The organism is Sphingosinithalassobacter sp. CS137 (assembly GCF_014334115.1).
In the GTDB taxonomy this organism is placed as follows: domain Bacteria; phylum Pseudomonadota; class Alphaproteobacteria; order Sphingomonadales; family Sphingomonadaceae; genus Sphingomonas.
On the sequence record NZ_CP060494.1, the window covers coordinates 1,422,916 to 1,445,284 of the forward strand.

Below are 22,369 nucleotides of genomic sequence, written 5' to 3' on the forward strand. Positions count from 1 at the left end.
ACGTCAGCGCTTCATCCCTGCCGCCGCACGCTCGCGGACATGCTCGACGGCGGCGGCATGGATGCCCGGAACGGCGACCAGCACGCCATAGGCGTCGCCACGCGGGCTGTTGAAGCCGATCGGAGCCCCGGTCGCGTCGCTCACCACCGCGCCGGCTTCCGAGGCGAGCAGAGTCGCGGCGGCGATATCCCATTCGTGGCCCCAGCGGACCGTGGCGACGAGATCGGCCTCGCCCGCGGCGACCATCGCCATCCGCAGCGCGATCGAATTGGGCTGGTGCACGCGCTCGAACAGCCGATCCGCCTTGGCGAGATCGTTCGCGGGGACGCGGGCGCCAACAAGCTCGGCGCGATCGTGCACGCGCAGCCGGTCGGCATTGCGATAGGCACCCTTGCCCGCCTCGGCACGCCAGCGCTCGCCGCGCGCCGGCGCTTCCAGGATGCCGATCACCGGGCGCCCGTGCTCGACCAGCGCGATCGACACCGCCCAGCCCTTGCGCCCGCGCAGATAATCGCGCGTGCCGTCGATCGGATCGACCACCCACGCCTTGGTGGCGCCCAGCCGGTCGGCATTGTCGACCGTCTCTTCCGACAGCCACCCCGCCTCGGGCAGCAAGGCACCCAGCCGCTCGCGGAGCATCGCATCGAGCTCGAGATCGACTTCGCAGACCGGATTGCCGGGGGATTTTTCCCAACGCTTGAAGTCGGTGCCGAAGCGCGCCATCGCCACGCGCCCGGCATCGGCGGCGATCGCTGTCACCGCATCGGCGAGCGTCTCAGTCACCGGCCACCGTCATGCCGTCGACCCGCAGCGTCGGCGCATTGACGCCGTAGCGGAATTCGAGATCGTTGGCGGGAACGAGCGCGCGATACATGGCGGCGAGATTGCCGGCGATGGTGATTTCCGACACCGGCCGCGTGACCTCGCCGGCTTCGATCAGGAAACCGGCGGCGCCGCGGCTATAGTCGCCGGTCACGCCGTTGACGCCCTGGCCGATCAGTTCGGTGACGAGAACGCCGCGCGCGATGTCGGCGATCAGCGTCTGGGGTGGGACGTTGCCCGCCTCCATGTAGAGATTGCTGGCCGACACGCCTGGCCCGCCGCCGATCCCGCGCGCCGCATGGCCGGTGGGTTCGAGATCGAGCTGGCGCGCGGCGGCGCTGTCGAGCAACCAGCTCTGCAGCACACCGTCCTCGACAAGCGCGAGCGGCTGAACCGGGAGCCCTTCGCCATCGAAGCCGCGGCTGCGCAGCCCGCGCGGACGGTGCGGATCGTCGACGATGCGGATACCGTTGGCGAACACCTGCCGCCCCATCGCATCGAGGAGGAAGCTCGATTTGCGCGTGATCGCGCCGCCCGCGATCGCCGAAACGAAATGCCCGAGCAGGCTGCCCGCGACGCGCGGATCGAACACCACGGGCATCGCGCCGCTCGGCACGCGCGCCGGATTCAGCCGGGCCACGGCGCGCTCGCCGGCGCGGCGGCCGATCGTCGCGGGCGATTCGAGCAGCGTGGCGTGTCGCGCCGAATGATGCGCATGGTCGCGCTCCATGCCGCTGCCGGTTCCCGCCAGAACACTTGCCGAAATGCCGTGGCTGCTGACCGAATAGGCGCCGGCGAAGCCGTGGCTGGTCGCGAGCGCCATAACGCTGCGCGAGGCGCCGGCGCTGCCGCCCTCGCTGTTGGTGACGCCCGCAACGGCACGCGCGGCGTCCTCGGCTTCCAGCGCGCGGTCGCGCAGCGCCTGCGGATTGACGTTTGCGCCGTCGTCGAGATCGAGCAGCGGCGGCGTGCCATGGAGCAACCGCTCCTCGGGCGCGAGACCCGCCCAGCGATCTTCGGGCGCCTCGCGCGCCATCGCCAGCGCACGCGAGACCAGCGTGTCGAGTTCGTCGGAGGCGAGTTCGGAGGTGGCAACGCTCGCCGAGCGGCGCCCCACGAAGACGCGCAGACCCAGTTCCTCGCTTTCGGAGCGATCGACGGCTTCGAGCGCGCCCATCCGGACCGAGACGGAAAGCGCATTGTCTGCGGCGAACACGGCATCCGCGGCATCCGCGCCGGCGGCGAGCGCACGCTGGACAATATCCTGGACGCGGTCGCGCGCCTGATCGGTGGTCAACATCGACGCGACTTAGGATCGCAGTCGCGCAAGGTCAAAGCGGGCCGGGTCAAAGCGAGCTGGTGCCGACGACGAAGCAGGCGGCCGCCATCAGCACTCCCGCATTGCGATTCGAACGGAAGCGCACGAGCGCGTTCGCCCCGTCGCGCGGCCGCAGCGTCGCCACCTGCCAGCCGAGGTGCAGCGCCATCGGGAGGAGCGCCACCAGCGCAAGCGCGTCCGGCCGGACCGTCCAGATCGCCGCGCTCCAGAGCGTGAGCGCACCGGCGTAGCAGAGTGCGACGCCGAGCCGGACATGGCGGCCCATGGCGCGCGCGGACGAGCGGACGCCGACCAGCGCATCATCCTCCAGATCCTGCACCGCATAGATGGTGTCGTAGCCGATCACCCAGAGCACGCAGCCGGCATAGAGCCACGCCATCGGCGCGAGCAGCCCCGTGTCCATCTCCACCCAGCCGACCAGCGCCGCCCAGGAAAAGACGAGGCCCAGCCAGGCCTGCGGCCACCAGGTGATCCGTTTCATGAACGGATAGGCGGCGACCGGCGCGAGACTGGCGAGCGCGACGAGCGCCGCGGCCGGACGGAGCTGCACCAGCACGAGCAGACCGACGAGGCACTGCACCAACAGCCATGCCCACGCAGCCCGGAGCGAGACGGCGCCGCTCGCCAGCGGGCGGCTCGCGGTACGCGCCACCTGACGATCGAGGTCGCGATCGACGATGTCGTTGTAGGTGCAGCCCGCGCCGCGCATCGCGATCGCACCGAGCAGAAACCAGAGCAGCATGTCCCAACGCTCGACCGCGCGGCCCGACAGGCAGATCGCCCAGGCGCCCGGCCAGTAGAGCAGCCACCAGCCGATCGGCCGGTCGAAGCGCGCGAGCAGGGCATAGGGACGCAGGCGAGCCGGCAGCATCCCGACCAGGCCGCGATGCTCGGTATCCGGAACTGCCGGATCGGGTGCGGTCATTCGAGCTTGTCCGCGGCGTTCGATGCGGCCCAGGCATAGTCGCGTGCGGCGCTGGCCACCTCCGGATCGTCGAAGGCGGCGTCGGGGTCCGGCGCCTGGCCCAAGGCGTGCAGCAGCGCCCAGAGCGCGAAGCGGCGGCCGGTATCCCGCTCGACGGCGAGGTCGGTGCGCAGCCGCTCGATTCCCGTCTCGATCGTGGCGGGATCGGCACGCTCGATCCCGCCGGGACCGAAATAGTGGTGAAGCAGCGCGTCGAGGTCCATCACCGGCACCTGCCCGCGCCGTCGCGCAGGTTCAAGCCCGGAGTCACTTATCGACGCACTCAATCAGTTATCGCGAAATGATAGAGAGGCTTGAATGTAGATGATCCCGCAATGAGCCGCTCTCGGCCATCGAAGCTGCGATTCGACTAACCCATGTAATTCGTGGAAAAATTCGATGAACGCTCACGATCGGCAACAGCCGCTTCGTTGCTCCGTTTCCTCTTCAGCCACCCAGCAAGCCGGGACCGAGGAGACACGATCATGTTCATGCACAACAAGAAGCTGCAATATACGGTGCGCGTTGCCGAGCCCAATCCGGGACTCGCCAAGCTGATGCTCGAACAGTTCGGCGGCCCCGACGGCGAGTTGGCTGCCGCGATGCGCTATTTCACCCAAGGACTGGCGGACGAGGATCCCGGTCGCAAGGACATGCTGCTCGACATCGCGACCGAGGAGCTGAGCCATCTCGAGGTGATCGGATCGATCGTCGCGATGCTGAACAAGGGCACCAAGGCCGACATCAGCGAAGGCGCGATGGAGGAAGCCGAGCTGTACATGAAGATCAACAACGGCAGCGCGGACGCGACGCAGGCGATCCTTTATGGCGGCGGACCTTCGCTGACGAACTCGGCGGGCGTGCCGTGGTCGGGCGCCTATGTCGACAGCCGCGGCGAGCCTACGGTCGACCTGCGCTCGAACATCGCGGCCGAGGCACGCGCCAAGATCGTCTATGAGCGGCTGATCAACGTGACCGACGATGTCGGCGTGCAGGACGCGCTGAAGTTCCTGATGACGCGGGAGATCGCGCACCAGAAATCCTTCGAGAAGGCGCTGTTCGCGATCGAGGACAATTTCCCGCCGGGCAAGCTGCCGGGCGTCGAGAAATATGCCAGCACCTATGTGAACACCTCGCAGGGCGAAGGCGACGCGACCGGCCCCTGGAACAGCGGCGACGAATGGGAGCGGATCGACGACCTCACCAACACCCTGCCCGCCGATGGCGGCAGCGGCCTGCCGACGGTCGAGCTCAAGGGCGAGCAGAAGAGCGCGCTGGCGCAGCTCGCCACCCGCACCAAATCGAATCCCGACGGCAACCCGACGACCGGCGCCGATCTGGCCGCCGGCCCTGGCGCGGGACGGACGAAGAAGGTGCCCGAGGACATCGCCTGACCCATCCCAGCGGTCGAGGGAAAGGGGCGCCTGCCACGGGCGCCCCTTTCTTCGCGAGCGGAAGACCAACGTGAGGGGGCCGAAATCCGCGGAGCCGCCTTGGCCGCGCTGCGGGGGTGTCGCCCCGCACGGACCAGCGCTAGAAGCGCGGCATGACCGCGACACCCGCCTGGCCGCCGGACTCCACGCCGCGCCTTTATCTCGAGACCCCGCTCGCCGCCGGGCAGATGCTGCGGATCGAGGAGACGCAGGCGCACTACCTCATTTCGGTGATGCGGCTGAAGCCGGGCGAGCCCGTCCGCCTGTTCGACGACGCAACGGGCGAGTGGCTGGCGATCGCGCGCGACGTGCGCAAGCGCGACCTGACCCTGGAAGTGACGCGGCAGCTGGCGCCGCGCGAACCGGTGCCCGACCTGTGGCTGTGCGTGGCGCCGATCAAGAAGGGCCGGATCGACTGGATGGCCGAAAAGGCGTGCGAGCTGGGCGTCGCCCGCTTCCAGCCGGTGATCACGCGCCGCACCGTCGTCGACCGGCTGAACCTGAAGCGGCTGCACGCGCATATGGTGGAGGCCGCCGAGCAATGCGGGCGCACCGCGCTGCCCGAACTGGCCAAGCCGGCGACGCTCGCCGAGCTGCTGCGCGACTGGCCCGAGGGACGCGCGCTGTTCTTCGCCGACGAGACAGGCGGCGAGCCCGCCCTGAAATCGATGCGCGCGCATGCCGGGCCGGCGGCGATACTGATCGGGCCGGAGGGCGGCTTCGACGATGCCGAACGCGCCGCGATCCGGGCGCTGCCGCAGGCGGTGGGGATCGCACTCGGCCCGCGCATCCTGCGCGCCGACACGGCGGCGGCGGCGTCAGTGGCACTGTGGATGGGTGCGGCGGGCGACTGGTAGCGGTTCACCGCCCCCCCCCCCGATTCGATATGGCGCCGCTCTCGCTTCGGGCCTAAAGGCGCGCCATGAGCACGAAGACGGTTTCGGACAGCAACGCACCGGTGATCGAGCACCGGTCGCAGCTCATCGACTATTTCGCCGGAGGCGAAAAGCCGAAGGACCGCTGGCGGATCGGCACCGAGCACGAGAAATTCGTCTATTCGACGGTCGATCTGCATGCGCCGAGCTATGACGAGCCGGGTGGCATCCGCGACCTGCTGCTGGCGCTGACCGAGTTCGGCTGGAAGCCGGTCGAGGAAGGCGGCAAGGTGATCGCGCTTTCCGGACCCGACGGGACGGTGAGCCTCGAGCCGGCGGGCCAGCTAGAGCTTTCGGGCGCACCGCTCGACAATCTCCACCAGACCTGCGCCGAGGCCGACCGGCACCTGAAGCAAGTGAAGGCGGTGGGCGAGAAGTTGGGGCTGGGTTTCCTCGGGCTCGGCATGTGGCCCGACAAAGCGCGCGCCGACCTGCCGATGATGCCCAAGGGCCGCTACGGCATCATGGCGAGCCACATGCCGCGCGTGGGAACGCTGGGGCTCGACATGATGCTGCGCACCTGCACCATCCAGGTGAACCTCGATTATTCGAGCGAAACCGACATGGCGCAGAAGTTTCGCGTTGGGCTGGCGCTCCAGCCGCTGGCGACCGCGCTGTTCGCCAATTCGCCCTTCACCGAGCGCAAGCCCAACGGCTTCCTCAGCTTCCGCAGCCATATCTGGTCGGACACCGATCCGCACCGCACCGGCATGCTGCCTTTCGTGTTCGAGGACGGCTTCGGATACGAGCGCTATGCCGATTATGCGCTCGATGTGCCGATGTACTTCGTTTATCGCGACGGTCGGTACATCAACGCCGCTGGGCTGAGTTTCCGCGACTTTCTGAAGGGCGAGCTTGCCGTGCTCCCCGGCGAGAAGCCGACGATGGACGATTGGGCGGATCACCTCTCGACTGCCTTTCCCGAAGTGCGGCTCAAGACCTTCCTCGAGATGCGCGGCGCCGACGGGGGCCCCTGGGGCCGGATCTGCGCGCTGCCCGCGCTGTGGGTGGGGCTGCTCTACGATCAGGGGGCGCTCGACGCCGCCTGGGATCTGGTGAAGCACTGGACGATGGACGAGCGCGAGGCGCTGCGCAGCGCCGTGCCCAGGCTGGCGCTCGATGCGCCGCTGCCCGGTGGCGGCACCTTGCGCGACATCGCCGGCGACGTGCTCGACATTGCGGGCGCCGGACTGGCCGCACGCGCCCGGCTCAATGCCTCGGGCGATAACGAGACCGGTTTCCTCGATCCGCTGCGCGAGATCGTGCGCAGCGGCAAAGTGCCCGCGCAGACGCTGCTCGACAAGTTCGCCGGCGAGTGGAACGGCGACGTCTGCTGCATTTATCGCGAGACGAAATTCTAGCGCGCGGCGTGCGCGCTCAGCCCTCCACGCTCCGTCGCCGACCCGTAACCGCAGCGAAGAAGCGCGGGACAGGACCGTTGCGCTCCATCCAGGCGCTATAGTCGCGATAGGCCGGATCGAGGCTCAGATGCCGCTCCTCGGTCTTGGCGCGCCAGTAATAGACGCCGGCGACCACGGCCATCAGCACGGTCGCGCGCACCGCATCGGTCCAGCTTCCGGTGGTGAACATCGGAATCGTCGCGAACCACCAGAAGAGATTCTTCGAAAGATAGGCCGGATGGCGTGTGAAGCGATACGGCCCGTGGGTGAGGATGCCGCGGTGGGTGAGGTTGGAGAAGCGGATGCCGAAGGCGACGGTCGCCCACGCATACACCGCCGTCAGTCCGACGAGGATCGCGCCGTTCGCGGCCAGCAGCCAGTCGTGCCCGGCGTACCAGTGCGTCCAGTCGGCGGTGCCGGGATGATAGTCGAGCGGCCCGCCCTCGCCCATCAGGATGAAGGGCGGGTAGCAGATCAGCGCGGCCGCCCAGGCGGCGGCGAACGGGTTGGCGCTGCGGATATGGCTGTCGAGCGGGCGGAAAGTGAGGATATAGCCCGCGGTCGCGAACGCCACGTCGATTACGAACATGAAGGTGATGAGCCAGTTGGCGAGCGCCACCGGATCGGACCAGAGCCCGCTCATGTCCCACCGCACGAATTCGCCGAAGCCGGGCGGCACGATCGCCAGCATGAAGGCGAGGAAGAACCCCTTTACCGCCCAGCTGCGCAGGTGATTGGCGATCGCCGCCCCATCGACCGGCTCCTTCGATCCCATCAGCCAGGCACCGAGCGCCCAGGCGCCGTCCCTGGGATCGACCAGCCGCCGGTCGATCCACAGCACATAGGGGATCGAGAGCAGGAACAGCCCCGGCGCCGCCATCTGGAAGCACCACATGGCGAAGGGAAAGCCGCCCTCCCAATAGAAGCGGCAGACGGCGTAGATCACGGCGATGCCGCCCCAGGTGAGCCACAGGCCGGCGAGCTTGGTGATGCTGATATCGAGCGTTTCGCGCCACGGACGCGCGCCGCTCCAGTCGATCCCGGTGCTGGGCGCGCGGTGCACCTTGTCGACGAAGATCGACCAGAGCAGCATCGGCACTGCACAGGCGGCGACGTTGACCAGTGCGGCATAGGGCCCGTCGAGGCCGTACTGCCGCGCGACCGCCACCCAGAGCGTCATCCCAGCCAGACCCGCGAAGCCGACTCCACCGCTCACGGCGGACCGCGGACGCGGATCGGTGGCGGCGTGCCGGGCAAGGCCTGCGTCGTGATACATGACCTGCCGTGTAGGCAGGAATGGTAAGCAAGCTGTGAAGGCTGTTTGCCGGCGCGACTTTACCTCGCCGGGCGCAGCGGCTTAGATGCGGCCATCCTCATCGCCTCTCCCCGAAAGGCTAAATCCATGCGCCGCACGCTCGCTTTCGCCGCCCTTCTGCTCGCCACCACCGCGCCTGCCGCCGCGCAGCTTTCGGCGCCGCAGCCGGTGCCGATCGTCGACACCATCCCGGCGGCGCGCGACATCGACTATCCCGGCACGCTCCGCCTGACGATCGACGCGACCGACGTGGAACAGGGCATCTTTCGCGCGACCGAGACGATCCCCGTGCCGCAGGCGGGTCACATGGTGCTGCTCTATCCCGCCTGGTTGCCCGGAAAACATGCCGAACGCGGCGAGATCGAGAAGCTGACCGGCCTCACCTTCCGCGCGGGCGACACGGTGATCCCCTGGGTGCGCGACGCGGTCGACGTCTATGCCTTTCACATCGTGGTTCCGGAGGGCGTCGAGGAAATCACCGCCGAATTCCAGTTCACTTCGGCCGTTTCGTCGAACCAGGGGCGGATCGTCGTCGCGCCGAGCATGATGAACCTGCAGTTCCCGTCGATGAGCCTCTATCCGGCGGGCTATTTCACGCGGCGCATTCCGATCAGCGCGACCGTGACCTATCCCGAGGGCTGGACGGCGGTGTCGGGACTTCCGGCGACGCGCGACGGATCGACCTATACCTACGAGACGGCGAGCTATCAGGTGCTGGTCGATTCGCCGGTTTTCGCCGGGGCGCATTATCGCGAATGGGAGCTGAGCGACCGCGTCGACCTCAATGCCTTCGCCGACCGGCCGGAGATGCTGGAAGCCGCGACGCCCGAAATGATCGCCGCGCACCGCCGGCTGGTCGATCAGGCGATCAAGCTGTTCGGCACCCAGCCCTATGACCAATATGAGTTTCTGGTCGCGCTGACCGACGAGATGGGCGGCATCGGCCTCGAGCATCACCGCAGTTCCGAAAACGGCGTCGGAGTCGATTACTTCAGCGACTGGGACAATGCGCTCGGCGACCGCGACCTCTTGCCGCACGAGTTCGTCCACAGCTGGAACGGCAAATACCGCCGCGGCGCCGATCTGTGGACGCCCGATTTCCGCATGCCGATGCGCGACACGCTGCTGTGGATGTACGAGGGCCAGACGCAATTCTGGGGCTATGTGCTCGCCGCGCGTTCCGGGATGCTGAGCAAGGATCAGGTGCTCGGCGCGCTCGCCAATGTCGCCGCGGCGTATGACGCACGCGTGGGACGCCGCTGGCGGCCGCTGATCGACACCACCCACGATCCGATCGTCGCCGCGCGCCGCCCCAAGCCCTGGACCAGCTGGCAGCGCGCCGAGGATTATTACAACGAGGGTCTGCTGGTGTGGCTGGAGGCGGATGCAAAGATCCGCGAACTGACGAACGGTCGCAGGTCGATCGATGATTTCGCCAGCGCCTTCTTCGGCAGCGGTCGCGACGGCGACTATGGCGAAGTGACCTACACCTTCGAAGATGTGGTCGCGACGCTGAACGGCGTGGTGGAAGCCGACTGGACCGAATTCCTGACCGAACGGCTGATGCAGACCAGCGACCGGGCGCCGCTCGCGGGCTTTACCGAGAACGGCTACCGCCTGGTCTACACCGACGAACCGACGCCGTGGTTCCGCAACTATCAGTCGAGCCGCAACATCGCCGATCACAGCTATTCGCTCGGGCTCGTCACCAGCCGCAGCGGCGGCATCTCCTCCGTGATCTGGGACAGTCCCGCGTTCGAGGCGGGGCTCGACGTGGCAGACGACATCATCGCGGTGAACGGAAACGCCTGGTCGGCCGAGGCGCTGACCGAGGCGGTTCGCGCCGCGCAGGGCGGGACCGAGCCGATCCGGCTGCTCGTCAAGAGCGGCGAACGCTACCGCGAAGTGGCCATCGACTATCACAATGGCCTGCGCTATCCGCGCCTCGAAAAGACGGTCAGCGGCGTGGCTGGCCTCGATCGGCTGCTCGCGCCGCGCTGACCGGGACGAGCGAAAAGACAGGAATGGAAGCGAATGCGTATCGACATGGTGCCCGTGGGCGACAATCCGCCGCACAGCCTGAACGTCATCATCGAAGTCCCCGTCGGCGGCGAGCCGGTGAAGTATGAGTTCGACAAGAAATCGGGCGCGCTGTTCGTCGATCGTATCCTCCACACGCCGATGCGCTACCCGGCCAACTATGGCTTCGTACCGCACACGCTGTCGCCTGATGGCGATCCGCTCGACGCGCTGGTCGTCGCGCGCTCGCCCTTCGTTCCGGGCTGCATCGTACGGGCGCGGCCGATCGCCGTGCTGAACCTGGAAGACGAGCATGGCGGCGACGAAAAGCTCGTCTGCGTGCCGGTCGATTCGACCTTCCCCTATTACACCAAGGTGGAGGAGATGGACGACCTGCCCGACATCGTCTTCAAGCAGATCGAGCATTTCTTCACCCACTATAAAGACCTCGAAAAGGAAAAGTGGGTCCGCGTCGGCACCTGGGGCGGCGCCGAGGAAGCGCGTCGCATCGTAGTCGAAGCGATCGAGCGCGCCGAGCAGGCAAAGGCGGCCTGAGCGGGTAGCGGGCGGGACTCGCTCCCGCCCGGCCTGGATCGTCAGCGCGGGCGGCTGCGGGGCTTTCTCTTCGGCGCCCGCAGCCCCGCTTCGATCGCAACCGCTGCCCAGCGGCGCATCACATCGGCATCGTCGTACACCGCGTCGGGCGCGCGGCGATAGTTCATGCTGCCGGTGCGGCCCACGCCCATCGCATAGGTGAATCGCGGACAGGCTTCGGCGTCCCACAGCGCGTCGCTTTCGCCATCCGCCTTGAACCAGAGTTCCCCGTCGCCTGCGATCGCGAAGACCGTGCCGTCGCAATAGAGCGTGGCGCCGCCCATCATGCGTCGCATCGTGACGCTGCCGATCGGCGCCAGCGCCTCGCGGACCCATTCGACCAGCCCCTCGTCGACCGCCACCGCTAGCGCCCCGCCAGCCGCGCGAGCGCATCGCCCGAGACGCGGCGAATGCGCCATTCGTCCATCGCTTCGGCACCCATGGCTTCGTAGAAGGCGATCGCGGGCGTGTTCCAATCGAGCACCGCCCATTCGAAGCGAGCGCAGTTGCGATCGCGGGCGATCCCCGCAAGATGGCGGAGCAGCGCCGTCCCCACTCCGGAGCCGCGCGCTGCGGGCGTGACATAGAGATCCTCGAGAGAGAGGCCGCGCCGCCCCTCCCAGGTCGAGAAATTGTGGAAGAACAGCGCGAAGCCGACCGGCGCTCCGCCGCGCTCCGCGATCACCGCCTCGGCGGCGGGAGGCGCGGCAAACAACGCCTTGTGCAGCGCTGGCTCGGTCGCCTTCACGGCATCGGGCGCGCGCTCATAGTCGGCCAGTTCGCGCACGAACCGAAGGATCGTCGGCACGTCCTCCGGAACGGCGGCGCGGAGTTCGATCGTCACAGGCTGGTCTCCACGGTGGCAGGGGCGATGCGGGGCGTTCGCGCAGCCCAGATGCACCCCCCCACGATCAGCACCGCGCCGACGACCGTCCAGAAGGACACTACTTCGCCGAAGACGAGATAGCCGAGCAACGATGCCCAGAGGAATGCAGTATATTCGGTCGGCGCCAGATAGCTCGCGTCGGCCCGGGCATAGGCCCAGCCGAGCAACAGCAGCGAAGCCGTGGCCAGCGCCGCCGCGAACAGGATCGCGGGCCAGTGAACGAGCGCGGGCACGCTGCCGAGCCACGGCGCGGCGAGCGCGAGCAGCAGCGTGACGATCGCGCTCTGAAAGAAGGCGATCTCGAGCGGACCGGCGACCTGCGCCTGCTGGCGCATCAGGATGATGTTGTACGAATAGCAGACCGCCGAGGCCATCACCGCCAGCGCGCCGAGCAGCGCCGCGTCGCCGAGCTGCGACTGCGTCTGACCGTAGAGAATGGTCGCGACGCCCGCCAGCGCGACCAGCGAGGCGAACACCGTGCGCCGCCCGATCCGCTCCTTCAGCAGCAGCGCGGCGAGGAACAGCGCCAGCAGCGGCGCGATATGCGTCAATGCGATAGCCTGCCCCATCGGCACGCGCGCAAGGCCCCAGAAGAACAGCACTGCCATCACCGTCGACACGATCCCGCGCAGCAGATGCAGCCGCAGCGCGGTGCGGCCCGGCCAACGCGGGCCGCGCCGCAGCCACAGCGCCCCGCTGAACAGGATGCCCGCGGCATTGCGCCAGAGCAGCGCCACATAGACGCCGATCGCCAGCGACAGGCCTTTGAGCACGGCGTCCATCGCCGAGAAGAGCGCGATCCCCGCCGTCGCGACAAGAAAGGCGACGACCGGCGACGCCGGCTGCCGGGTGGTCACGCGCGCATGCGAGGAGCGAGGCAAGGCACCCGCCGCAGCCCGCTCACCAGCAGATCGTCGGCCAGCATCGCCGCGGCAGTGAGAGAGAGAATCGCAAGGCCGATCCCGAGCGGCCCGGGCGCGATCGCGCCACCCTGCGTGCCGAGCGCGACCAGTCGCAGCCCGGGCAGGATCGCCAACACCGCCGCGCCCCGCCCGATCCACGTAGCGGCCGCTGCGGCGACATCGGCACGATCCCCGCGCCGCATTCGGCGCCACGCAAAGAGCAGCAGCGGATATTTGCAGGCCGCGAGCAGCGCCGCGGGAACCAGCGCATCGGCCACGGCGGCGTAGGAAGAGGCGGTCGGCATGGACGGGGCGGCTCCGCTACCGCCTGCAGCGCGGTGCGCGATGGGAGGACAGGCTCAGGCGGCCTGCGGTTCGGCGGTCGTCGCCTCGATCTCGGCGGCCTTGGCTTCGACCAGCTTGACGATGTGATCGATCATGTCGGCGTCGCTGACGTGATGATCGGTGACGCCCGAAAGATAGACCATGTGCTTGCCCGCGCCGCCGCCGGTGATGCCGATATCGGTCTCGCGCGCCTCGCCGGGGCCGTTGACGACGCAGCCGAGCACCGAAAGGCTCATCGGTGTGCGAATGTGGCTGAGCCGTTCCTCCAGCGTCTGCACCGTGCGGATCACGTCGAATCCCTGGCGGGCGCAGCTGGGGCAGCTCACTACCCGCACGCCGCGATTGCGGATGCCCAGTGCCTTCAGAATCTCGAATCCGACCCGCACTTCTTCCTCGGGCTCGGCCGAGAGGCTGACGCGAATCGTGTCGCCGATGCCGAACCAGAGCAGCGAACCGATTCCGATCGAGGATTTGACCGTACCGCCGACGAATCCGCCCGCTTCGGTGATGCCCAGATGCAGTGGACAATCGACCGCTTCGGCAAGCGCCTGATAGGCGGCGACCGCGAGGAACACGTCGGACGCCTTTACGGCGACCTTGAACTCGTGGAAGTCGTGGTCCTGCAGCAGCTTTATATGATCGAGCGCGCTTTCGACCAGCGCCTCGGGGCACGGCTCGCCGTATTTCTCGAGCAGATCCTTTTCTAGGCTGCCCGCATTCACCCCGATGCGGATCGCGCAGCCGTTCGCCTTGGCCGCATCGACCACTTCGCGCACCCGCGCGTCGGACCCGATGTTGCCGGGGTTGATGCGCAGGCACGCCGCGCCGGCGTCAGCGGCTTCGAGCGCGCGCTTGTAGTGGAAGTGGATGTCGGCGACGATCGGCACGCGCGAGGCGCGGACGATCTGCTTGAGCGCGCTGGTGCTCTCGACATCGGGGCACGAGACGCGGATGATGTCGGCGCCCGCTTCCTCGCAGCGGCGAATCTGGTCGATCGTCGCCTTCACGTCGGAGGTGGCCGTGTTGGTCATGGTCTGCACCGTCACGGGCGCATCTCCCCCGACGGGGACATTGCCGACCATGATCTGGCGGCTTTGGCGGCGCGCGATATCGCGCCAGGGACGAACGGACATGGGGGCTGCTCGCTAACGCTCGGGTACGAGGCTCGTCATATAGCGTTCCCAGGGCCGCGGCGAAAGGACGCTCTCCGCGCAACCGGTGGCACGGGCGCCACGATCTGCTACCAAGGCGCCCGTTCTTCAGGGAGTGCCGTATGCGCCTCGTCCTCGTGCTGCTCGGAGTGTTGTTGATGCCGCTTACCGCAAATGCCCAGACGCCGGGGGAACAGCGCCCGGAATGGACGCTCGTGATCCACGGCGGCGCCGGCACGATCACCCGGGATCGGATCACTCCCGAACAGGCCGAAGCCGTGACCGCCGGGCTGAACGCGGCGCTGGCGACCGGATCGGCGATCCTCGCCGAGGGCGGCAGCGCGCTCGACGCAGTCGAAGCGGCGGTGCGCGTGCTGGAGGACGATCCCAATTTCAATTCGGCGCGCGGCGCGGTGTTCACCTGGGAAGGGAAGAACGAGCTCGATGCTTCGATCATGGACGGCAGCAATCGCGCGGCAGGGGCGATTGCGGGCGTCACTACGATCCGCCATCCGATCAGCCTTGCGCGCAAGGTGATGGAGGAGAGCCCGCACGTGATGTTGTCCGGCACGGGCGCCGAGGAATTCGCACGCGACCATGCGGACATCGAGATCGTCGATCCCAGCTGGTTTGCCACGCCCGAGCGGTTGCGCCAGCTGGAAGAGCTGAAGGCACGGCAGGCGAACTGGTTCGACGTCGACCTGAAATATGGCACCGTCGGCGCGGTCGCGCTCGACAGCGAAGGCCATGTCGCCGCCGCCACCTCGACCGGCGGGTTGACTGGCAAGCGCTGGGGTCGAATCGGCGATTCGCCGATCATCGGCGCCGGCACCTATGCCGACGATCGCGGCTGCGCGGTCTCGGCGACGGGCGCAGGCGAGTATTTCATCCGCGAGGGCGTGGCGCACGAGATCTGCGCGCGCGTGCGCTTCCTCGGCGAGACGCTGCAGGAGGCGGCCGATGTGGTGCTGGCCGAAACGCAGGCGCTGGGCGGTTCGGGCGGCGTGATCCTGACCGGCCCGAGCGGCGAAATGTCGTGGAGCTTCACCACCCCGGGCATGTATCGCGGCCGCATTTCGTCGGACCGCGAAGCCGAAGTGGCGTTCTACGGCGAGGCCGAGTAAGGGCGCTGCCATGTTGCGTTCGCTTTTCGCCGCGCTGACGGCACTGCTCCTGCTCGCCCCCGCGCCCGCCTTCGCCTGGTGGGAATATGGCCACCAGACCGTCGCCGCGATCGCCTACCGCAACGTCGCGCCGGAAACGCGCGCGGCGATCGATCGGCTGCTCGCGCGCCAGGCGCTGCTCGAAACGCCCAGCTGCCCGGCAGGAACGATCGAGGAAGCAAGCGTGTGGGCCGATTGCATCAAGCCGCTCGGCGCGCGGTTCAGCTACGCCTATTCATGGCACTATCAAAATGTGAACGTGTGTCAGCCGTTCGACCTGGAAAGCGCGTGCAAGGACGGCAATTGCGTCTCGGCGCAAGTCACGCGCAACGCCGCGCTGCTCAAGGATCGCTCGGTGCCGCTGCGCGAACGGGTGATGGCGCTCGCTTTCCTCGTCCATTTCGTCGGCGACCTGCACATGCCGCTGCACGCGGGGGACAAGGGTGATCTGGGCGGCAACCGGCTCAAGACCAACTACGGCATCTATTCGACCGATCGGCTGAACCTGCACAGCGTGTGGGACGGGCTGCTCGCCGAACGCGCGATCTCGACGCCGCCGTCGCTGGTCCATGCCTATCCGGCCGACGAGCGGGCGCGTATCGCCGCGGGATCCGTCGAGGATTGGAGCCGCGAGAGCTGGGAAGTGAGCCGGCAGCACGCCTATGCCGCCGCGCTGGACGGCAAGCCATGCAGCACCGATCAGGAGCGCGGGCATCTCTCGAACGAGACGATCGAGACAATGGTCGAGCCGGCACGCGAGCAGATCAAGCGCGCCGGCCTGCGCCTCGCGCGGCTGCTCGACGAGGCGCTGGGCTGAGGCATCTACCCCGGCCCGCAACACTGTCCCGTCCCGGCGCTAGCGCCTCTTGTCGGGCCCCCAGTGCCAGCTGAACCCGCCCTCGGTCTTGCTGTGGACGAGCCAGAGAAAGCCGAGCAGCAGCGGCAATCCCACCGCGGCCTTCAACAGCTCGCCCGGCACCAGCGCGATCACGAGCAGAAACACCGCGATGAACCCGAGGGTGAGCAACCAGCCCTGCCACGTCACAGGCGTCGCGCCCCAGCCGAACAGCTTGGGCGCGAACCAATAGCCTTCGCGCACCTCGAAATGGCGCTCGATGTCGCGCAGTTTCATCCGCCCAGCGCCATCAGCGCGATGCCGCCCAGCAGGAGCAGGCTACCGCCGGCGGTCAGCCACGGCAGGTGCGCTCTCTTGGCGAACAATGCAGTCATCATGCGGGTCTCTCCTTGCTATCTCCGACGCTGCTCATCCTCGCGCCACTTGCGGAATTCCTTCAGCTCGCGTGCCATCTCGGCGATGTCGATCACTTCCGAGCGGCGCAGCGAGAGACGGATCAGCAGGACGCACGCGATCGCGACGAACAGCAGATAGGGCACCATCACGATCCACACCGCGCCTGTGCCGGCGACCCAGATCACCAGCGGCAACGGCGCAAGCGTGACCAGCAGGAAGGCGAGCAGCACACCCCACCCCTTCGCGTTGCGCGGCACCACGCGCAGCAGACCGGGGCCGCGATAGGTCGTGAACCAGGGATCCTTATCGGTCATTGCTTCCGCCTCCAGTGGCATTCTTGGGCGGACGACCGCGTTTGCGCTGCACCGGCTCCGCCAGCTTCACCCCGCGCTTCGACAGCGCTTCCCGCAGCAGACACTCGACCTGCGCATTGACGCTGCGCAGGTCGCTCGCCGCCGAGCGCTCGATCGCGGCGTAGAGCGCCGGATCGAGCCGCAGGGGAAATGCCTTCTTCGGGGGTGCCGCCACGCCAGCTCCTCAGCCGCTCACTGGTAGAGCGAGCCTGCATTCACCACCGGCTGGGTGTCGCGCTCCGAGCACAGCACCACCATCAGGTTCGAAACCATCGCCGCGCGGCGTTCGTCGTCGAGCTCGACCACATTCTTGGCCGAAAGCTGCTCGAGCGCCATTTCGACCATGCCGACCGCGCCCTCGACCAATGTCGCGCGTGCCGCCACCACTGCCTCGGCCTGCTGGCGCCGCAGCATCGCCTGGGCGATCTCATAGGCATAGGCGAGATGGGTGAGCCGGCATTCCTCGATCGAGACGCCCGCGACCGCGACGCGTTCCTGCAGCTCGACCTTGATCTCGTCGCTCACCACGTCGGCGTCGCCGCGCAGCGTGATCTTCGCATCCTCGAAATCGTCATAGGGGTAGCGCGAGCCGATCGCGCGCACGGCGCTTTCGATCTGGATGTTCACGAACTCGCGATAGTCGTCGACGTCGAACAGCGCCTGGGCGGTATCGGCGACGCGCCACACCACGTTCGATGCGATTTCGATCGGATTGCCCCGCAGGTCGTTCACCTTCAGCCGCTCGGACGTGATGTTGTGGATCCGAACCGAGATCTTCTGCTTCGTGAGCCACGGCCAGGTCCAGCGCAGGCCGGTGGCGCGATCGGTGCCCCGATAATCGCCGAACAGCAGGATCGCCGCCGCCTGATTGGGCTGGAGGAGATAGAAGCCGACCGCGATGAACAAGACGGCCAGCGAGCCGATCCCGACCGCCACTGCGACCTGCCACTCGGGATAGCTGCCGAACTGCAGGCCGGCGAAGACGGTCGCGACGAGCAGCACGAACGCCAGCAGGAGCGGGATCCAGCCGCTCGAAGTATGTGCCGGGCGCTCTTTGCTGTTGCGCAGGGCGTGGGCAGCGAAGTCATTCATGTCCGCCTCCTTAATTGTGATATCGGATTTATATCGCAGGAGGGAATGGGGCAAGCGAAATCGGAAAGCCGCGCGTCAGGCGCCCGAGGCGCCCCGCCCGGACAGCGCCGGACGCGGGCGGGGCGGCCGGTCGCCTGGCGGCCAGCCTTCGCGCTGCCGGGTGCGGTCGCCGTCGGTTTCCTCGGTCTGGTCGTGGAACAGCAGCACCTGGGTGGGGAAAGGCAAGTCGATCCCGTGCGACTTTGCGGTCTCGTAGAGCGCCAGGATCACGCGGGCACGGGCGTGGACTGCGCTGGTACGCTGCGAATCGGTCCACCAGCGCACCTTGAGCACGACGGCACTGTCTTCGAGACTCCACGGCAGCACCTCGGGCGCCGGCTCGGCCACGATCCCCTCAAGGCCGCGGATCGCCTCGAGGAACTTGCCGGCGGCCTCGGCCGGCCGGTCGCCGAAACCGATGCCGACGTCATATTCGTCGCGCCGCACCGGGAAGGCTGTATTGACCACGACGGGAGAGGTATAGATGTCGGCGTTCGGGATGATCACTCGGCGCCCGTCATAGGTGCGCAGCAAGGTCGCCCGGCTTTCGATATGTTCGACCGTGCCTTCGAAGCCCTGCGCCTCGATCTGATCGCCCTGAAGGAAGGGGCGGCGCAGCAGGATCAGCACGCCCGCGAACAGATTCTGCAGAATGTCCTTGAACGCGAAGCCGATCGCGACCGATCCGATGCCGAGCGCGGCGAGGATGTCTCCCGGATGCACCGTTGGGAAGATGATCGCGGCCGCCACCAGCAGCGCCGCCACCATGAGTCCGCCAAAAGCGAGCGACCCGAGCAGATTGCCGAGATCGGGGCGCCGCCGCCGGACCGCTATCCGCCGCACCAGCCGCGCCAGCAGCTTGCCCACGATCCACGCGAGCAGCAGGAAGATGAGCCCCGCGACCACGCTGGGAAGCTGGGCATAGAAGCCGTCGACCCAGCCCTCCATCGTCTCCGTTACCAGATCGACCGGTTCGCGCAGTCGGGCAGCGGTTTCGGTGGAGGTGGCGGCGACGGACATGGCAGGCCAATGCGGGGGCGGAGCGGCGGTTCCGCCAGCGCAACAAAAAGGGGAGACGCCGGCGGGCGCCTCCCCTCCCCGGATTCGTGCCGAACCGGCTCAGTTCAGGACGATGGTCACCGCGCGGCGGTTCTGCGCCCATGCCGACTCGTTCGAGCCGAGCGCCACGGGGCGCTCCTTGCCGTAGCTGATCGTCGTGATCCGTGCCGGCGAGACTCCACGCGCGGCGAGATAGTTCTTGGCCGAGTTGGCGCGACGATCGCCGAGCGCGAGGTTGTACTCGCGCGTGCCGCGTTCGTCGGCATGGCCTTCGATGGTGATGCGGCGGTTCGGATACTGGGCCAGCCAGCGCGCCTGGCTGTCGAGGATCGCGCGCGCCTCGGCATCGATGTCATGCTGGTCGAGCGCGAAATAGACGGTGTCACCCATCACCGAGCGCCGGAAATCCTCGGGCGAACCGGGGATGACGCCCGTCGTGGTGTCGCCACCCGGCGGCGGCGTGGGCGTGGTCGTGCCGGGGCTCGGCGGCAGCACCTCGGGGCGCTTCTTCGCGCAGCCCGCGGTTGCGAGCAGTGCGACGCCGATCAACAGAGTGGTCGTCTTCTTCATGGCCTTCCTCCTTGAAACCTCATCGCCCGAAGCTCGGGCTACTACGCGCAACTCGCCGCCCCGGTTCACGGACGGAGCGGCCCCCAGCTCGGGTCCGATCCGCCGAGCGGAGTCGGAATACGACGCGCATTGACGCCAGTGAGGTCGACCGACCAGACATCGGCGCCACCTCCCTGCCCGGCGCGGAAGAACATCAGGACGCGGCCGTTGGGCGACCAGCTGGGCCCCTCGTCTCCCCAGGCATCGGTCAGCAGCCGCTCGCCGGAGCCCGACGGACTCATCACGCCGATCCGGAACGCGCCGCCGCCCAGCCGGGTGAAGGCGATCAGGTCGCCGCGCGGGCTCCACACCGGAGTCGCATAGCGGCCGCCGCCGAAGCTGATCCGCTGCTGCCCCGAACCGTCTGCGTTCATCACATAGAGCTGCTGCGATCCGCCGCGATCGCTTTCGAAGACGATACGGCTGCCGTCGGGCGAATAGCTGCCGCCGGTGTCGATGCCCGGCGAATTCGTCAGCCGCTGCGGCGATCCGCCCGAGGCACTGACGCGGTAGATGTCGGTATTGCCGCCCACCGCCATCGAGAACAGCACCCAGCGCCCGTCAGGCGAAAAGCGCGGCGCGAAGGTGAGGTTCGCATCGTCGACGAGCAGCCGCTGGCGGCCGCTGTCGAGATCATAGACGTACAGCGAGGGCCGATCGTTCTGATAGCTCATATAGACGATCGACTGATGGTTGGGCGCGAAGCGCGGCGTCAGCACGATCGACTGGCCGTTGGTCAGGAACCGATGGTTGGCACCGTCCTGGTCCATGATCGCCAGCCGCTTGATGCGCCGGTCTTTCGGCCCCGTTTCCGAGACATAGACGACGCGGCTGTCGAAATACGGGCCTTCGCCGGTGAGGCGGGTGTAGATCGCATCGGCGCACTTGTGGGCGGCGCGGCGCCAATCCCCTGCGGAAACGACGAAGCCCTGCCGCACCAGCTCGGTCTGCAGCGCCACATCGTACAGATAGCAGCCGACCGTCAGCCCATTGCCGCTCGCGCGTACATAGCCCTGCACCAGCGCCTGTGCGCGATTGCCGAACCAGAAGGTGAAATCGGGCGACGTGACTTCGGTATAGCCGATGCCGCGCGCCTGATTGGGCCCGATCGTGTTGAACAGGCCGGTGTTGCGCAGGTCCGCCTCGATCACCTCGGCGATCTGCCGTCCGAGATCGGTGGTCGAGCCCGCCGCCGTCTGCACATTCTGCGAGGTCGGCATCGCTGGAATGGCGATCACGAGATCGGAGGCGCCGCTCTCGTCGGTCACGTCTACCCGCAGCGGCGCATCCTGCGCAGGTGCGGTCGGGACGGGATCGCGCAACGGAGTGTCCTGCGCCAGCGCTGGCGCTGCGGTGAACAGCGCTGCGGCGGCGAGGGCAAGGAACGTCTTCACAGCGAAAGCCTCCTGTCAAAACTGGGCTCGATGACGCGCCAGGCGTCGTAATACTCATCAGGCAACCGGAACGGTGCCGCGAGCTCGACCGCACGTATAGCACGTTCGGCATGCAATTCCGTCTGCGCCCGGTTGCTGGGGGTGACTCCGGTCTGCTCCACCAGTTGCGGCCGCGCGGCGAGCGAACCGTCGCGATTGAGCCGCACGCGCAAGATCGTGACCAGCCGGTCCGCGTCTGCGCCGGTCGGCGCAGTCCAGTGCGGCTTGAGCTGGCGGCGGATCTCGGCGACGAGCGCCGAACGGACCTGCGGGCCAAGCGTCGCCGCGGGAGGCGTCGTCGATTCGCTGCGCGAGGGCGTGTCCGAACGGCCGATCTCCAGCCCGTCGAGCCGTCCGGTCGGGCGGCGCGGCTGCTCGCGCGGGCGCTGCGCCGCCTTCGGGGCGGGCGGAGTCGGTCGGCGCGGCTCCGCCTTCTCGGCGGGGCGGGGGTCGGGTCGCGGCGCGGGCGCAGGCGGCTGCTGCCGCGGCTGGGGGGCCTGCTCGGGCTCGTCGGCAGGCTCGGGCGGCGCAGTATCCGGCTCGACCGGCGCTTCGACTTCGGAGAGCTGGGCGGCGGGCACCTCGGCATCGGGCACTTGCGACATGCTTTCGAGCGCAACTTCGTCGGTCAGCGAGACTTCGATCGGCTGCTGCTTCAGCTCGACCGGATTCGGCGTGGTGAGAAAGCTCGCTGACAGCGCGCCGAACACCGCCGCATGGCCGATCAATGCAAGCCCGATGCCGGTGCCCTCCGTCCGGTCCACGCCGATCGCCCTTATTGCTCGCCGCCGCCGGTCGCGGCGGTAACGAGCGAGACGCGATTGAGTCCGGCGCGGTTGAGCTCGCCCATCACCTGCATCACCTTGCCGTATCCGAGCGCCTGATCGGCGCGGAGAAACACCTGTGGCGGGCGGGCCTCGGCGCCGGTGCGCTGGGCGATCTGATCGAGCAGCGGCGGCAGCGCGTCGGCGGCGACCGGCGCTTCGTCGACGAAGATGGCGCCGGTCTCGTCGATCGAGATCTGCACCGGCTGCTGGTCCTGCTCGAGCGCCTTCGCGCGGCTTTCGGGCAGGTTCACCGGCACGCCGGCGGTGAGCAGCGGCGCAGTGACCATGAAGATGATGAGCAGCACCAGCATCACGTCGACGAGCGGCGTGACGTTGATCTCGGCCATCGGCGCGCGCCGGCCCTTGCCACGCTGCGAAGGCAGCTGCATCGCCATCAGACGCCCCCTGCCCGCCGCAGAAACATGGTCCCGGCCGGT

Annotated in this window: 26 protein-coding genes; 7 read left to right on the forward strand and 19 right to left on the reverse strand. The window is 68.0% G+C overall.

What is annotated here, in order from left to right; translation table 11 throughout:
• Positions 1-3: 3 nt before the first annotated feature.
• The 4 genes from H7V21_RS07015 to H7V21_RS07030 are packed head-to-tail and all read right to left on the reverse strand — an operon-like array spanning position 4 to position 3,349.
• Positions 4-783: a 3'(2'),5'-bisphosphate nucleotidase CysQ gene (locus H7V21_RS07015; RefSeq protein WP_188056114.1), complete on the reverse strand. Its 780-nt coding sequence runs from the start codon at positions 781-783 to the stop codon at positions 4-6.
• Positions 776-2,122 carry a TldD/PmbA family protein gene (locus H7V21_RS07020; protein ID WP_188056115.1) on the reverse strand — a complete coding sequence of 449 codons (1,347 nt, stop codon included), beginning with the start codon at positions 2,120-2,122 and terminating at the stop codon, positions 776-778. The genes H7V21_RS07015 and H7V21_RS07020 overlap by 8 nt, the downstream gene beginning before the upstream one ends.
• Positions 2,123-2,168: 46 nt before the next feature.
• A complete protein-coding gene (ubiA, locus tag H7V21_RS07025) occupies positions 2,169-3,086 on the reverse strand; it encodes a 4-hydroxybenzoate octaprenyltransferase (RefSeq protein WP_188056116.1) in 918 nt (305 codons plus the stop codon).
• The gene (locus H7V21_RS07030; protein ID WP_188056117.1) at positions 3,083-3,349 is read right to left on the reverse strand and encodes a hypothetical protein; all 267 of its coding nucleotides are present in this window, start codon (positions 3,347-3,349) and stop codon (positions 3,083-3,085) included. Before H7V21_RS07030 ends, ubiA begins: the two co-directional genes overlap by 4 nt.
• 261 nt (positions 3,350-3,610) lie before the next feature.
• Here H7V21_RS07030 and H7V21_RS07035 point away from each other — a divergent pair, with 261 nt between their 5' ends.
• From H7V21_RS07035 to H7V21_RS07045, 3 genes are all read left to right on the forward strand, one after another.
• Positions 3,611-4,519, forward strand: a complete 909-nt coding sequence (locus H7V21_RS07035) for a manganese catalase family protein (RefSeq protein ID WP_188056118.1) — start codon at positions 3,611-3,613, stop codon at positions 4,517-4,519.
• A 152-nt stretch (positions 4,520-4,671) separates the two neighbouring features.
• Complete coding sequence (locus H7V21_RS07040) at positions 4,672-5,415, forward strand: 16S rRNA (uracil(1498)-N(3))-methyltransferase (RefSeq protein ID WP_188056119.1); 744 nt, start codon at positions 4,672-4,674, stop codon at positions 5,413-5,415.
• Between the two features lie 65 nt (positions 5,416-5,480).
• Positions 5,481-6,854 (forward strand): glutamate--cysteine ligase, encoded by a 1,374-nt coding sequence (locus H7V21_RS07045; protein WP_188056120.1) that lies wholly within the window; start codon positions 5,481-5,483, stop codon positions 6,852-6,854.
• A 16-nt stretch (positions 6,855-6,870) separates the two neighbouring features.
• Here H7V21_RS07045 and H7V21_RS07050 read toward each other — a convergent pair whose 3' ends face one another.
• Positions 6,871-8,169 carry a methyltransferase family protein gene (locus H7V21_RS07050; RefSeq protein ID WP_188056121.1) on the reverse strand — a complete coding sequence of 433 codons (1,299 nt, stop codon included), beginning with the start codon at positions 8,167-8,169 and terminating at the stop codon, positions 6,871-6,873.
• A 126-nt stretch (positions 8,170-8,295) separates the two neighbouring features.
• Between H7V21_RS07050 and H7V21_RS07055 the strand changes: the two genes are divergently transcribed.
• Positions 8,296-10,209: a M61 family metallopeptidase gene (locus tag H7V21_RS07055; RefSeq protein WP_188056122.1), complete on the forward strand. Its 1,914-nt coding sequence runs from the start codon at positions 8,296-8,298 to the stop codon at positions 10,207-10,209.
• Positions 10,210-10,242: 33 nt separating this feature from the next.
• Entirely contained in the window at positions 10,243-10,782 is a 540-nt protein-coding gene (gene ppa, locus H7V21_RS07060) for an inorganic diphosphatase (RefSeq protein WP_188056123.1), read from the forward strand.
• Between the two features lie 41 nt (positions 10,783-10,823).
• Here ppa and H7V21_RS07065 read toward each other — a convergent pair whose 3' ends face one another.
• Genes H7V21_RS07065 through ispG form a run of 5 tightly spaced genes read right to left on the reverse strand, consistent with a single transcriptional unit; the run spans position 10,824 to position 14,087 of the window.
• Entirely contained in the window at positions 10,824-11,183 is a 360-nt protein-coding gene (locus tag H7V21_RS07065) for a TfoX/Sxy family protein (RefSeq protein ID WP_188056124.1), read from the reverse strand.
• Between the two features lie 2 nt (positions 11,184-11,185).
• On the reverse strand, positions 11,186-11,665 hold the full coding sequence (locus H7V21_RS07070) for a GNAT family N-acetyltransferase (protein ID WP_188056125.1): 480 nt from the start codon (positions 11,663-11,665) through the stop codon (positions 11,186-11,188).
• Positions 11,662-12,564, reverse strand: coding sequence for a DMT family transporter (locus H7V21_RS07075; protein ID WP_262504044.1), 903 nt, complete (start codon positions 12,562-12,564; stop codon positions 11,662-11,664). The genes H7V21_RS07070 and H7V21_RS07075 overlap by 4 nt, the downstream gene beginning before the upstream one ends.
• Complete coding sequence (locus H7V21_RS07080) at positions 12,561-12,914, reverse strand: hypothetical protein (protein WP_188056126.1); 354 nt, start codon at positions 12,912-12,914, stop codon at positions 12,561-12,563. The genes H7V21_RS07075 and H7V21_RS07080 overlap by 4 nt, the downstream gene beginning before the upstream one ends.
• A gap of 54 nt (positions 12,915-12,968) precedes the next feature.
• Positions 12,969-14,087 carry a flavodoxin-dependent (E)-4-hydroxy-3-methylbut-2-enyl-diphosphate synthase gene (gene ispG, locus H7V21_RS07085; protein WP_188056127.1) on the reverse strand — a complete coding sequence of 373 codons (1,119 nt, stop codon included), beginning with the start codon at positions 14,085-14,087 and terminating at the stop codon, positions 12,969-12,971.
• 176 nt (positions 14,088-14,263) lie between these two features.
• On the opposite strand from ispG, the gene H7V21_RS07090 reads away from it, so the two are divergent.
• Positions 14,264-15,229, forward strand: coding sequence for an isoaspartyl peptidase/L-asparaginase family protein (locus H7V21_RS07090; RefSeq protein ID WP_262504074.1), 966 nt, complete (start codon positions 14,264-14,266; stop codon positions 15,227-15,229).
• Positions 15,230-15,239: 10 nt separating this feature from the next.
• Positions 15,240-16,085 carry a S1/P1 nuclease gene (locus tag H7V21_RS07095; RefSeq protein ID WP_188056129.1) on the forward strand — a complete coding sequence of 282 codons (846 nt, stop codon included), beginning with the start codon at positions 15,240-15,242 and terminating at the stop codon, positions 16,083-16,085.
• A 39-nt stretch (positions 16,086-16,124) separates the two neighbouring features.
• On the opposite strand, the gene H7V21_RS07100 is transcribed toward H7V21_RS07095, so the two are convergent.
• From H7V21_RS07100 to tolR, 9 genes are all read right to left on the reverse strand, one after another.
• Positions 16,125-16,400 (reverse strand): hypothetical protein, encoded by a 276-nt coding sequence (locus H7V21_RS07100; protein WP_188056130.1) that lies wholly within the window; start codon positions 16,398-16,400, stop codon positions 16,125-16,127.
• A 116-nt stretch (positions 16,401-16,516) separates the two neighbouring features.
• Positions 16,517-16,834, reverse strand: a complete 318-nt coding sequence (locus tag H7V21_RS07105) for a hypothetical protein (RefSeq protein ID WP_188056131.1) — start codon at positions 16,832-16,834, stop codon at positions 16,517-16,519.
• Positions 16,824-17,048, reverse strand: a complete 225-nt coding sequence (locus H7V21_RS07110; protein WP_188056132.1) for a toxin-antitoxin system HicB family antitoxin — start codon at positions 17,046-17,048, stop codon at positions 16,824-16,826. The genes H7V21_RS07105 and H7V21_RS07110 overlap by 11 nt, the downstream gene beginning before the upstream one ends.
• A gap of 17 nt (positions 17,049-17,065) precedes the next feature.
• On the reverse strand, positions 17,066-17,965 hold the full coding sequence (locus tag H7V21_RS07115; RefSeq protein ID WP_188056133.1) for an SPFH domain-containing protein: 900 nt from the start codon (positions 17,963-17,965) through the stop codon (positions 17,066-17,068).
• 75 nt (positions 17,966-18,040) lie between these two features.
• Positions 18,041-19,024 carry a mechanosensitive ion channel family protein gene (locus H7V21_RS07120; protein WP_188056134.1) on the reverse strand — a complete coding sequence of 328 codons (984 nt, stop codon included), beginning with the start codon at positions 19,022-19,024 and terminating at the stop codon, positions 18,041-18,043.
• A gap of 99 nt (positions 19,025-19,123) precedes the next feature.
• A complete protein-coding gene (gene pal, locus H7V21_RS07125) occupies positions 19,124-19,633 on the reverse strand; it encodes a peptidoglycan-associated lipoprotein Pal (RefSeq protein ID WP_188056135.1) in 510 nt (169 codons plus the stop codon).
• Positions 19,634-19,698: 65 nt separating this feature from the next.
• On the reverse strand, positions 19,699-21,066 hold the full coding sequence (gene tolB / locus H7V21_RS07130; protein WP_188056136.1) for a Tol-Pal system beta propeller repeat protein TolB: 1,368 nt from the start codon (positions 21,064-21,066) through the stop codon (positions 19,699-19,701).
• Positions 21,063-21,869, reverse strand: a complete 807-nt coding sequence (locus H7V21_RS07135; RefSeq protein WP_188056137.1) for a cell envelope biogenesis protein TolA — start codon at positions 21,867-21,869, stop codon at positions 21,063-21,065. Before H7V21_RS07135 ends, tolB begins: the two co-directional genes overlap by 4 nt.
• An 11-nt stretch (positions 21,870-21,880) precedes the next feature.
• A complete protein-coding gene (gene tolR, locus H7V21_RS07140) occupies positions 21,881-22,327 on the reverse strand; it encodes a protein TolR (RefSeq protein ID WP_188056138.1) in 447 nt (148 codons plus the stop codon).
• Between the last annotated feature and the right edge of the window lie 42 nt (positions 22,328-22,369).